Annotated in this window: 11 protein-coding genes; 10 read left to right on the top strand and 1 reads right to left on the bottom strand. The window is 69.0% G+C overall.

The genetic code is table 11. The features are described 5' to 3' along the window. Nucleotides 1-38 precede the first annotated feature (38 nt). Complete coding sequence (locus M1203_RS01795) at nt 39-494, top strand: RidA family protein (RefSeq protein WP_249947647.1); 456 nt, start codon at nt 39-41, stop codon at nt 492-494. On the opposite strand, the gene M1203_RS01800 is transcribed toward M1203_RS01795, so the two are convergent. Further along, on the bottom strand, nt 487-1,053 hold the full coding sequence (locus tag M1203_RS01800) for an adenylosuccinate lyase (RefSeq protein WP_249947648.1): 567 nt from the start codon (nt 1,051-1,053) through the stop codon (nt 487-489). The genes M1203_RS01795 and M1203_RS01800 overlap by 8 nt on opposite strands. Before the next feature lie 406 nt (nt 1,054-1,459). Between M1203_RS01800 and M1203_RS01805 the strand changes: the two genes are divergently transcribed. The 9 genes from M1203_RS01805 to pssA all read left to right on the top strand — a co-directional run bounded on the left by M1203_RS01805 (nt 1,460) and on the right by pssA (nt 12,347). Beyond that, nucleotides 1,460-3,241 carry a 3-hydroxyacyl-CoA dehydrogenase family protein gene (locus M1203_RS01805; protein WP_249947649.1) on the top strand — a complete coding sequence of 594 codons (1,782 nt, stop codon included), beginning with the start codon at nt 1,460-1,462 and terminating at the stop codon, nt 3,239-3,241. A gap of 49 nt (nt 3,242-3,290) precedes the next feature. Next, nucleotides 3,291-4,103 (top strand): TetR family transcriptional regulator, encoded by an 813-nt coding sequence (locus tag M1203_RS01810; RefSeq protein WP_249947650.1) that lies wholly within the window; start codon nt 3,291-3,293, stop codon nt 4,101-4,103. Between the two features lie 423 nt (nt 4,104-4,526). Continuing rightward, entirely contained in the window at nt 4,527-5,900 is a 1,374-nt protein-coding gene (gene ccrA, locus M1203_RS01815) for a crotonyl-CoA carboxylase/reductase (protein ID WP_249947651.1), read from the top strand. A gap of 11 nt (nt 5,901-5,911) precedes the next feature. Then, nucleotides 5,912-7,948, top strand: a complete 2,037-nt coding sequence (locus tag M1203_RS01820) for a protein meaA (RefSeq protein ID WP_249947652.1) — start codon at nt 5,912-5,914, stop codon at nt 7,946-7,948. Next, nucleotides 7,945-8,937, top strand: coding sequence for a CoA ester lyase (locus tag M1203_RS01825; protein WP_249947653.1), 993 nt, complete (start codon nt 7,945-7,947; stop codon nt 8,935-8,937). Before M1203_RS01820 ends, M1203_RS01825 begins: the two co-directional genes overlap by 4 nt. 2 nt (nt 8,938-8,939) lie before the next feature. Further along, nucleotides 8,940-9,446 carry a MaoC family dehydratase gene (locus M1203_RS01830; RefSeq protein WP_249947912.1) on the top strand — a complete coding sequence of 169 codons (507 nt, stop codon included), beginning with the start codon at nt 8,940-8,942 and terminating at the stop codon, nt 9,444-9,446. 7 nt (nt 9,447-9,453) lie between these two features. After that, nucleotides 9,454-10,659 (top strand): acyl-CoA dehydrogenase family protein, encoded by a 1,206-nt coding sequence (locus tag M1203_RS01835; RefSeq protein WP_249947654.1) that lies wholly within the window; start codon nt 9,454-9,456, stop codon nt 10,657-10,659. 184 nt (nt 10,660-10,843) lie between these two features. After that, nucleotides 10,844-11,500 (top strand): phosphatidylserine decarboxylase, encoded by a 657-nt coding sequence (locus M1203_RS01840; RefSeq protein ID WP_249947913.1) that lies wholly within the window; start codon nt 10,844-10,846, stop codon nt 11,498-11,500. Beyond that, nucleotides 11,487-12,347 (top strand): CDP-diacylglycerol--serine O-phosphatidyltransferase, encoded by an 861-nt coding sequence (pssA, locus tag M1203_RS01845; RefSeq protein ID WP_249947655.1) that lies wholly within the window; start codon nt 11,487-11,489, stop codon nt 12,345-12,347. The genes M1203_RS01840 and pssA overlap by 14 nt, the downstream gene beginning before the upstream one ends.

Raw genomic sequence — 12,347 nt, forward strand, 5'->3', positions numbered from 1 at the left:
CGTGGTCCGTTGTCAGTGCCGTCGGAGAGGATGGGCCCATGACGGAACTCACCCATCTGCGCTCCCCCGCCGGTGTCGCCCCGGGCAACGGCTACAGCCATGTCGTCTGGGGCACCGGCCGCTTCGTCGCGGTCTCGGGCCAGTGCGCGTTCGACGAGGACGGCGCGATCGTGGGCGACGGCGATCCGGCCGCCCAGGCACGCCAGGTGTTCGAGAATCTGCGCCGCTGTCTCGCCTCGGCGGGCGCCTCGTTCGACGATGTGGTCAAGCTGACGTATTTCGTCACCGATGTCGCGCATCTGCCGGCGATACGGGAGGCGCGGGACGCGGTGATCGACACATCGCGCCCGCCGGCGAGTTCGGCGGTCCAGGTGGCCGCGCTGTTCCGTCCCGAACTGCTGCTGGAGATCGAGGCGTTCGCGATCACCCCGGCCTCCGACGACGGGCCGGACCGGGTCGAGCCAGGCGGGACTTTCGATACACGACCTAGGTGACGCGGCTGAGGGCCGCTGCCGCCGCCGCGGCCAGTCTCGGGTGAGAGCCGGCGGCTTCCAGGACCCGGCGCGCGCGGTCGTCGCCGAGGCGGCCCAGCCCCTCCACACAGGCGAGCGCCACCCGCCAGTACGGTTCGTCCGGAGCCAGCAGCCGTTCCAGTGTGCTGATCAGCGCCGGTACGGACTCGGGCGCGCGCAGTTCGGTCAGCAGGCGTACGGGGTGGAGCGCGTAGGCCGTGCGCAGCGCGTTGGTGGCGAGCGCGGCGGCGGCTCTGGGGGTGCGCGGGTCGTCGAGCCGTGCCAGTGCGTACGAGGCGGAGACACAGCGCTCCGGATCCCGGTGGTTGAGGAGCAGCACCAGCGTCTCGAAGGCCCGCCGGTCCCCCGCGCAGCCGAGCCGGAACGCCGCGATCTCCCGTGCCCACAGGGGCTGTTCGGGCGCGACGAGGACATCGGCCAGGGCCTCGTGATCCTCGGTGGTGATCAGCCGCTCACCGGCGTCGGAGCCCCGGGACTCGCCCCGCACCCGGTCCGCGAGCGAGCGGAAGTCCTCGTCCATCCCTCCAGCGTAGCCATCCGGAGGGGCGCTGTCGGCACCAAGTGGGGTGCCCCACCGGCCACTTCGCGCCTGAACGAGCAATTCCGGCCGCCCGTGACACAGCGCACAGCGTCCCAGATATGGCGCGCTCGTTACTCGTCGGTTAGCCTCAGATGAGCGGATGACCTCCGCGGCTTTCGACGGCCTGGTGACGCAGCCGTCGTGAGTGCTGTCGGTTCAGCACAGCTGTGCACGGCCCCCAGGGGCCTGTACGGCCTTCAACGGGGATGTACGGCGCGACTCCGGGACAGAGTCCGCCGCCACACCACCCCGCCACACCCCCCGAGCCGCACGCTCGCACGCTCCCGCGCGCCCGGCGCTCGCCGCGCGCCCCCCAGTCGTCACCCTCATCCCCTGGAGTCCCGTGATGGACATCCCTCTCTCCACCATCGCCGTCGTCGGCCTCGGCACGATGGGCACCGGAATCGCCGAGATCCTCACCCGCGCCGGGCACGAGGTCATCGGTATCGACATCAGCGACGCCGCCGCCCTCCGGGCCGCCGGGGCGCTCGACGCGTCCGCCGCGCGGGCCGTGGAGCGGGGGCGGCTCAGCGAGGAGGAGCGGCGGACCTCGCTCGCGCGGTTCCGCACCTTCTCCGATCTGCGCGCCGCCGCCGACGCCGAACTGGTGATCGAGGTCGTGCCGGAGTCGTACGAGACGAAGCAGCGGGTCTTCCGCGCGCTGGACACGATCGTCAGCCCCACCACGATCCTGGCGACCGGCACCAACGCGCTGTCGGTGACCCGGCTGGCCGCCGACTCCGCGCACCCCGAGCGCGTGCTCGGCCTGCACTTCTTCAACCCCGCCCCGGCGATGAAGCTCGTCGAGGTGGTCTCCTCGGTCCTCACCTCGCCGCAGGCGGTCGCGGCCGTCACGGCGCTCGCCCGGGAGCTCGGCAAGGAGCCGGTCGCGGTGGGTGACCGGCCCGGTTTCGTGGCGGACGGGCTGCTCTTCGGCTATCTCAACCAGGCCGCCGCCATGTTCGAGGCGAAGTACGCCTCCCGCGAGGACATCGACGCCGCGATGCGGCTGGGCTGCGGACTGCCGATGGGGCCGCTCGCCCTGCTCGATCTGATCGGGGTCGACACCGCCCGTACCGTGCTCGACGCGATGTACGCGGCGTCGCACGACCGGCTGCACGCGCCCGCGCCGGTCCTCGGCCAGCTCAGCGAGGCCGGGCTGACCGGCCGCAAGTCCGGGCGCGGTTTCTACACGTACGAGGCGCCCGGCAGCGGCACGGTCGTGCCGGACGCGCTCACCCCGCCGGCCGGCCCGCGAGGCGGCGCCGGGCGTCCCGTCCATTCGGTGGGGGTGGCGGGCTCGGGCACCATGGCGAGCGGCATCGCGGAGGTCTTCGCCAAGGCGGGCTACGACGTCGTGCTCGCCGCCCGGAGCCCGGAGAAGGCCGCGAGCGCCCTGTCCCGTATCGCGAAGTCCCTGGCCCGTTCGGTCGACAAGGGCCGGCTGACGGCCGAGGAGCGTGACGGGACGCTGGCGCGGATCACCCCGGCCGGCTCGCTCGACGCGCTGTCCGAGGTGGATCTCGCCGTCGAGGCCGTCGCGGAGGACCTGGAGACCAAGCAGCGGCTGTTCGCCATGCTCGACAAGGTCTGCCGGCCGGGCGCGGTGCTGGCCACCACGACCTCGTCCCTCCCGGTGATCGCCTGTGCCCGCGCGACCTCCCGCCCGCGGGATGTCGTCGGGATGCACTTCTTCAATCCGGCCCCGGCGATGAAGCTGGTCGAGGTGGTCCGTACGGTCCTCACCTCCGACGAGACCGTGGCCACCGTGCACGCCGTGTCCACGGCCGTCGGCAAGCGGCCGGTGGACTGCGGTGACCGCGCCGGCTTCATCGTCAACGCGCTGCTCTTCCCGTACCTGAACAACGCGATCAAGATGGTCGAGGAGCACTACGCGTCGCTGGACGACATCGACGCCGCGATGCGGCTGGGCGGCGGCTATCCGATGGGGCCCTTCGAACTCCTCGATGTGGTCGGCCTCGATGTCTCGCTGGCCATCGAACGGGTCCTGCACCGCGCGTTCCGGGACCCGGGCCTGGCCCCGGCGCCGCTGCTCGAACATCTGGTGGCCGCGGGCTGCCTCGGCCGTAAAACGGGCCGCGGCTTCCGCGAGTACGCCCGGCGCTGACCCGGCCCCGCAGGCGCGCTCTCCTGCACCGATGCAGTACGTTCACCTCATGTCCCAGCCCGCCAAGTCCTCCCGTACGAAGTCCAGGACCGACGTTCCGGAGAGTGCCGCCGGTACCCGCGCCGCCGCCCAGCGGCTCAAGATGCGCCGCGAGCTGGCGGCCGCGGCCATGGAACTGTTCGCGACCAAGGGGTACGAGGCGACGACCGTCGACGAGATCGCCGCGGCGGCGGGGGTGGCCCGCCGTACCTTCTTCCGGCACTTCCGCTCCAAGGAAGAGGCGATCTTCCCCGACCACGACGACACGCTCGTACGGGCGGAGGCGGTCCTGAACGCCGCTCCCGCCCATGAGCACCCGCTCGACACGGTCTGCCGGGGCATCAAGGAGGTCATGCGGATGTACGCGGCCTCCCCCGCGGTCTCCGTGGAGCGCTACCGGCTGACCCGTGAGGTGCCCACGCTCCGGGAGCGCGAGATCGCCTCGGTGGCCCGCTACGAGCGGCTGTTCACCCGCTATCTGCTGGGTCACTTCGACGAGCGCGACCACACCGACGGCAATGACGATCCGCTGCTGGCCGAGGTGGCCGCCTCCGCGGTCGTCACCGCGCACAATCATGTGCTCCGCCGCTGGCTGCGGGCCGGCGGCCAGGGCGATGTCGAGGCGCAGCTGGACCATGCCTTCTCGATCGTGCGGGACACCTTCGGCGCGGGCATCGGCGCGGGCCGGACCATCGGTGGCAAGCCGGAGCACGCGGCGGCCTCCGCGCGCACCACCGGGGACGTGCTGGTGGCGGTGGCGCACACCGACGCCCCGCTGGACGAGGTCATGCGCACCATCAGGCAGGCGCTCAGGGACGCGTGAGCGCCTCCTGATGACCACAGGCGCACCGGACCCGCGGGGTCCGGTGCGCCGCCGTTTCGCCGCCCCGCGCCTACGCCATGCGCTCGCATGACCGCGTCCGGTGATATTTGTCGCGGAATGAGCGGTAGACATTGCTCATGCGTGCCCTGCGGGTGACAAACGAGGGAAATTGTTGGCACCCAGTGCCTTGCCAGCTGTCACGGGGTGCCATAACGTGAAGTTGTCCGGCTGTTCCCGCAAGCCATCTCGCTTGTGCGCCAGGACGCCTGCGTCACAGGCACCTCCGCGCCCACCCGGCGCCGCCGATCAGCACGAAGCGAGCTCGATCAGCACCCGCACCCCGCCGAACCGACGGCACACCTCCACCGCACCAGCAGGCAGCCCCTCGCATCTCGCACCCTCAGCTTCGCCGGAGGCAACACCGTGAAGGAAATCCTGGACGCGATCCTGTCGCCGGACACCACGTCCGCCGACTTCGCCGCACTGCCGCTGCCCGGTTCGTACCGCGCGGTGACCGTGCACAAGGACGAGACGGAGATGTTCGCCGACCTCCCCACCCGGGAGAAGGACCCCCGCAAGTCACTCCATCTCGACGACGTGCCGGTGCCCGAACTCGGCCCCGGCGAGGCCCTGGTGGCCGTCATGGCCAGCTCGGTGAATTACAACTCGGTCTGGACCTCGATCTTCGAGCCGCTGCCGACCTTCGGCTTTCTGGAGCGGTACGGCAAGGTCAGCGAACTCGCCAGGCGGCACGATCTGCCGTACCACATCATCGGCTCGGACCTGTCCGGCGTCGTGCTGCGCACCGGGCCCGGCGTCAACGCCTGGCACCCGGGCGACGAGGTCGTCGCGCACTGTCTCTCGGTCGAACTTGAGTCGTCCGACGGCCACAACGACACGATGCTCGACCCCGAGCAGCGCATCTGGGGCTTCGAGACCAACTTCGGCGGTCTGGCGGAGCTGGCGCTGGTGAAGTCCAATCAGCTGATGCCCAAGCCCCGGCACCTCAGCTGGGAGGAGGCCGCGGCTCCCGGTCTGGTCAACTCCACCGCCTACCGCCAGCTGGTGTCCCGCAACGGCGCCGGGATGAAGCAGGGCGACAACGTGCTGATCTGGGGCGCGAGCGGCGGACTGGGCTCGTACGCCACGCAGTTCGCGCTGGCCGGCGGCGCGAACCCGGTCTGTGTCGTCTCCAGCGACCGGAAGGCGGCGCTGTGCCGGCGGATGGGCGCGGAGGCGATCATCGACCGCGGCGCCGAGGACTACCGGTTCTGGAAGGACGAGCACCACCAGGATCCGCGCGAGTGGAAACGTTTCGGCAAGCACATCCGCGAGCTGACCGGCGGCGAGGACGTGGACATCGTCTTCGAGCACCCGGGACGCGAGACCTTCGGCGCGAGCGTGTATGTGACCCGCAAGGGCGGCACGATCGTGACCTGCGCCTCCACCTCCGGCTACACCCATGAGTACGACAACCGCTATCTGTGGATGTCGCTGAAGCGGATCATCGGCTCCCACTTCGCCAACTACCGCGAGGCGTGGGAGGCCAACCGGCTGATCGCCAGGGGGAAGATCCACCCCACCCTGTCGAAGGTGTACGCGCTGGAGGACACCGGCCAGGCCGCCCAGGACGTGCACCTCAACCGCCATCAGGGCAAGGTCGGCGTGCTGGCGCTGGCACCGCGCGAGGGCCTCGGGGTACGCGACACGGAGCTGCGCGGGCGCCATCTCGACGCCATCAATCTGTTCCGCGACGCGCCCGCGGAGCGGACGGCCCCCCACACTCGCGACAGCTGAGGGTTTCCTCCATGTCTGATCGTCAGAAGGACCGGCCCTGGCTCATGCGGACGTACGCCGGTCACTCGACCGCCGAGGCGTCCAACGAGCTCTACCGGCGCAATCTCGCCAAGGGCCAGACGGGCCTGTCCGTCGCGTTCGATCTCCCGACGCAGACCGGCTACGACCCCGACCACATCCTCGCCCGCGGCGAGGTGGGCCGGGTCGGGGTCCCGGTCTCCCACCTCGGTGACATGCGCCGGCTCTTCCAGGACATCCCGCTCGAACGTACGAACACCTCGATGACCATCAACGCCACCGCCATGTGGCTGCTGGCGCTCTATCAGGTGGTCGCGGAGGAGCAGGGCGCGGACATCGGCCGGCTCCAGGGGACGACACAGAACGACATCGTCAAGGAGTACCTCTCGCGCGGGACGCATGTCTTCCCGCCGGGCCCGAGCCTGCGGCTGACCACGGACATGATCACCTACACGGTGAGCCACATCCCCAAGTGGAATCCGATCAACATCTGCAGCTACCACCTCCAGGAGGCGGGGGCCACCCCGGTCCAGGAGATCGCGTACGCGATGTCCACCGCGATCGCCGTACTGGACGCGGTGTTCGCGTCCGGCCGGATCCCCGAGGAGCGCAAGGGGGAGGTGGTCGGCCGTATCTCCTTCTTCGTCAACGCGGGTGTCCGGTTCATCGAGGAGATGTGCAAGATGCGGGCCTTCTCCCGTATCTGGGACCGGATCACCCAGGAGCGGTACGGCATCGAGAACGCCAAGCAGCGCCGCTTCCGCTATGGCGTCCAGGTCAACTCCCTCGGGCTGACCGAGGCGCAGCCGGAGAACAACGTCCAGCGGATCGTCCTCGAAATGCTCGCGGTGACGCTCTCCAAGGACGCCCGTGCCCGCGCCGTACAGCTGCCCGCCTGGAACGAGGCGCTGGGGCTGCCCCGCCCCTGGGACCAGCAGTGGTCGCTCCGTATCCAGCAGGTGCTGGCGCACGAGAGCGATCTGCTGGAGTACGGGGACATCTTCGAGGGCTCGCGGGTCGTCGAGGCCAAGGTGGCGGACCTGGTCACCGAGTCCTTCGCGGAGATCGAACGGATCGAGGCGATGGGCGGGGTGATGGCCGCCGTCGAGTCGGGCTATCTGAAGTCGCGGCTCGTCTCCTCGCACGCGCAGCGGCGGGCGCGGATCGAGTCCGGCGAGGAGAAGATCGTCGGCGTCAACTGCTACGAGTCCACGGAGCCCAGCCCGCTCACCGCCGATCTCGACACCGCCATCATGACCGTCGATCCGGCGAACGAGGCCCGGGTGGTGGCCGCGCTGCAGAGCTGGCGGGTCAACCGCGAGGAGGCCCGTGCCACGGACGCGCTGACCGCTCTGAAGAAGGCCGCCGCGGGCACCGACAATCTGATGGCCGCCACCCTGGAGTGCGCGCGGGCCGGGGTGACGACCGGCGAGTGGTCCTGGGCTCTGCGCGACGTCTTCGGCGAGTTCCGCGCGCCCACGGGCGTCAGCGGCGCCCCGATCGCGGTGTCCGCGGAGGCGGGCAGCGCGCTCGCGGCCGTACGGGAGAAGGTGGCCCGTACCGCCGAGGAGCTGACCGCCGCGGCCGGCGTCCCCGGCGGCACCGGGCGGCTGCGGCTGCTGGTCGGCAAGCCCGGCCTGGACGGGCACTCCAACGGCGCCGAACAGATCGCGGTCCGCGCCCGCGACGCCGGCTTCGAGGTGGTCTACCAGGGCATCAGGCTCACACCCGAACAGATCGTCGGTGCCGCGCTCGCCGAGGACGTGCACTGCGTGGGCCTGTCGATCCTGTCGGGCTCGCACGCCGCGCTGGTGCCCGAGGTGCTGACCCGGCTGCGCGAGGCGGGCGCGGGCGACATCCCGGTGATCGTCGGCGGGATCATCCCGAACGCCGACGCCGAGGAACTGCGGGCGGCCGGGGTTGCCGCCGTCTTCACCCCGAAGGACTTCGGAATCACGGAGATCATCGGTCGTATCGTCGACGAGATCCGCACAGCGAACAAGCTCGACCCATGGGAGGTCCCCGTATGACCGCGCCTGTCACCACCGAGACCGCAGCGCCCGCCGCGAACCGGCTGCGTCCGCGCCGCTCGTGTCTCGCCGTACCGGGGTCGAACCCGCGCTTCCTGGAAAAGGCCCAGGGGCTGCCGGCCGATCAGGTGTTCCTGGATCTGGAGGACGCCTGCGCACCGCTCGCCAAGGAGGGCGCCCGGCACACGATCGTCGACGCGCTCAACAAGGGCGACTGGACGGGCAAGATCCGGGTCGTACGGGTCAATGACTGGACGACGCACTGGACCTACCGCGATGTGATCACGGTGGTGGAGGGCGCGGGACACAATCTCGACTGCGTCATGCTGCCGAAGGTCCAGGACGCCCAGCAGATCATCGCCCTCGATCTGCTGCTCACCCAGATCGAGAAGACGATGGGCTTCGAGGTCGGCAGGATCGGGATCGAGGCGCAGATCGAGAACGCCAAGGGGCTGGTGAACGTCGACGAGATCGCCGCCGCCTCACCGCGCCTGGAGACGATCGTCTTCGGTCCCGCCGACTTCATGGCCTCCATCAATATGAAGTCCCTCGTCGTCGGCCAGCAGCCGCCCGGCTATGGCGCGGACGCCTATCACTACATTCTGATGCGCATTCTGATGGCGGCCCGTACTTACGATCTCCAGGCGATCGACGGCCCCTACCTGCAGATCCGCGATGTGGACGGCTACCGCGAGGTGGCACGCCGGGCGGCGGCGCTGGGCTATGACGGCAAGTGGGTGCTGCACCCGGGCCAGATCGAGGCGTCGAACGAGATCTTCTCGCCCTCCCAGGAGGACTACGACCACGCCGAGCTGATTCTCGACGCGTACGAGTACTACACGTCCGAGGCGGGCGGCAAGAAGGGCTCCGCGATGCTCGGCGACGAGATGATCGACGAGGCGAGCCGCAAGATGGCGCTGGTCATCTCGGGCAAGGGCCGCGCCGCGGGGATGCGGCGTACGACCTCGTTCGAAGCCCCGGAGGCATGACGATGCGGTTCGGACGCACCTTCGAGGAGTTCGAGGTCGGCGCGGTCTACAAGCACTGGCCGGGCAAGACGGTCACGGAGTACGACGACCATCTCTTCTGTCTGCTCACCATGAACCACCATCCGCTGCACCTGGACAGCAACTACGCCGAGAAGACGACGGACTTCGGCAAGAACGTCGTCGTGGGCAACTACATCTACTCGCTGCTGCTGGGCATGTCGGTGCCGGACGTCTCCGGGAAGGCCATCGCCAATCTGGAGGTGGAGTCGCTCAAGCATGTCGCGCCGACGTTCCACGGGGACACGCTCTACGGCGAGACGGTCGTGCTGGAGAAGACCCCGTCACGTTCGAAGGGCGACCGCGGAATCGTGTACGTGGAGACCCGGGGCCACAAGCAGGACGGGACGCTGGTCTGCGTGTTCAGACGCAAGGTGATGGTCCCCACGGAGGCGTACATCAAGGAACGCGGCGGGGAGCAGCCCGGCCGCCCCGAGCCGCGGGAGAAGTGACAGAGATATGAGCCGACTCGCCCAGACAGCCGGGCTGACCGACATTCAGCGGGAAATCCTGGCGACCGTAAGGGATTTTGTCGACAAGGAGATCCTTCCGGTCGCCACCGAGCTGGAGCACCGCGACGAGTACCCCACCCGGATCGTCGACGGACTCAGGGAACTCGGCCTGTTCGGGCTGATGATCCCCGAGGAGTACGGCGGTCTGGGCGAGTCCCTGCTCACCTACGCGCTCTGCGTGGAGGAGATCGCCCGGGGGTGGATGTCCGTCTCCGGCATCATCAACACCCACTTCATCGTGGCCTACCTGCTCAAGCAGCACGGCACCGAGGAGCAGCGGGCCACCTTCCTGCCACGGATGGCCGCCGGTGAGGTGCGTGGCGCGTTCTCGATGTCGGAGCCCGGACTCGGCTCGGACGTCGCGGCGATCACGTCCAAGGGGATCAGGGACGGCGACTCCTATGTACTGAACGGCCAGAAGATGTGGCTGACCAACGGCGGCACGTCCAGTCTCGTCGCGGTGCTGTGCCGCAGCGACGAGGGCCACCCGGAGGACACGGCTCCGCACAGGTCGATGACCACGTTCCTGGTCGAGAAGGAGCCCGGCTTCGGCGAGGTCCGGCCCGGACTGACCATCCCGGGGAAGATCGACAAGATGGGCTACAAGGGGGTCGACACCACCGAGCTGATCATGGACGGACTGCGCATTCCGGCCAATCGGGTGCTCGGCGGGGCCACCGGCCGAGGGTTTTACCAAATGATGGACGGCGTCGAGGTCGGCCGGGTGAATGTCGCGGCGCGTGGTTGCGGGGTCGCACAGCGCGCTTTCGAGCTCGGCGTCTCATATGCCCAGCAGCGTCATACTTTCGGCAAGCCCATCGCCCAGCACCAGGCGATCCAGTTCAAGCTGGCCGAGATGGCGACCAAAGTCGAGGCCGCCCATGCCATGATGGTCAACGCGGCACGCAAAAAGGACTCCGGGGAACGAAACGACCTGGAGGCAGGGATGGCGAAGTACCTCGCCTCCGAGTACTGCAAGGAAGTCGTCGAGGACGCCTTCCGTATCCACGGCGGTTACGGCTTCTCCAAGGAGTACGAGATCGAGCGCCTCTACCGCGAGGCGCCGATGCTGCTGATCGGCGAGGGTACCGCCGAGATCCAGAAAATGATCATCGGCCGCCGGCTGCTGGAGGAGTACCGGTTCCAGGGTTGATTGTCGCTTTTATTAGCGTTTAATGGCGAAGAAGATCACACCCGGTCGCCCTCAGGCGCTGGCTTCAAGCCGCTCGACTCGGGTCCTGGCTTGCTCAGTTGCGACTCGAAACCAGTACCATCGCTGGAAAGCCGCCGCCGTCCCCCCGTTGCCAGTGCGGCATCATCCGCTACGAAGGTCATCCATGCCCCACAGCCAAACCTCTGCACCACGCGTCAGCTTCCTTGGTGGACGCCTCGCGCGCGGAGCATCGCCGTGGCTCCTCCCGACCGTCGCCACCGCGGCGATCGGTCTTGTCCGCGCACGTCACTCGAAGCGCGCAGCGGTCCTCGCTGTGCCCGCCACCGCGCTCGCGGCGGGCATGCTGTGGTTCTTCCGCGACCCCGAGCGCGAGATCACGCAGGGCCGGGTCATCTCCCCGGCCGACGGTGTGGTGCAGAGCATCATGCCGTGGAAGGACGGGCGCACCCGGGTCGCCATCTTCATGAGCCCGCTGAACGTCCATGTCAACCGCGCGCCCCTCGCGGGAACCATCACGTCCGTCGAGCACATCCCCGGCGGGTTCGTTCCGGCGTTCAACAAGGAGAGCGAGAACAACGAGCGCGTTGTCTGGCACTTCGACACCGAACTGGGCGACATCGAGATGGTGCAGATCGCCGGCGCGGTAGCCCGGCGCATCGTCCCGTATCTGCCTCAGGGAACCAAGGTGGAACAGGGCGAGCGCATCGGCCTGATCCGGTTCGGCTCGCGTGTCGACATCTACCTTCCGGAAGGTGTCGATGTCGCTGTCGAGGTCGGTCAGACCACGACCGCAGGGGTGACTCGAATTGACCGTGATTGATCCCGATACGCAAGTCGGCTGGGCCACGGAGGCCGAGGCCGAGGAGGAGGACGACGCGGAAGACATGCCGCTCTCACTGCGGCTGTCGATAGCGGACACCCTCACGCTCGGTAACGCCACCTGCGGCTTCATGGCCGTCTACTTCACCACCACCGGCATCCTCATCCCGCATCTCACGGGCAGCGACGAGACCGGCATGGCGCGGCACTCCGCCGCGACGGCCGTGATCCTGATGCTGGCCGCGGCGATCTTCGACCTCTTCGACGGGCTCGTGGCGCGCAAGCTGCGCAGCTCGCCGATGGGCGCGGAGCTCGACAACCTCTCCGACCTGATCAGCTTCGGCCTCGCCCCGGCATTTTTCGTACTGGTGTACGGAATGGTCGCGGACGACGCGCATCAACGGGTCTCCGCGCTCGCGGCGATCGTCGTCCTGCTGGCCGTCGTGCTACGGCTGGCGAGATTCTCCTGCGTGACGATGAAGGACGGCATGTTCCAGGGGATGCCGAGCCCCTTCGGCGCCCTGACGGTCATCTCGATCGTCCTGCTCGAACTGCCCTTCATCCCGACGCTGCTCGCGATCATCGGGGTGGCCTGGCTGATGGTGAGCCGGGTCGAGTACCCCAAGCCGCGAGGCATTCTCGCGGTGGCGATGCTCAGCTGGATCGTGGCCGCGATGGGGCTGCTGGCGGCCTGGGCGTTCGACGCGCCGGGCGGTCAGCTGCTGCTCCAGACCGGCTGTGCGCTCCAGGTGGTGACGGGAGCGGTGATCCCGCTCTTCGCCACGGCCCGGCGCGTGAACACGTTCCGCGACAACCGCCGTGAGGCGCGGGCGGCGCAGCTGCCGTAG

Source organism: Streptomyces sp. 35G-GA-8 (genome assembly GCF_023534745.1).
In the GTDB taxonomy this organism is placed as follows: domain Bacteria; phylum Actinomycetota; class Actinomycetes; order Streptomycetales; family Streptomycetaceae; genus Streptomyces.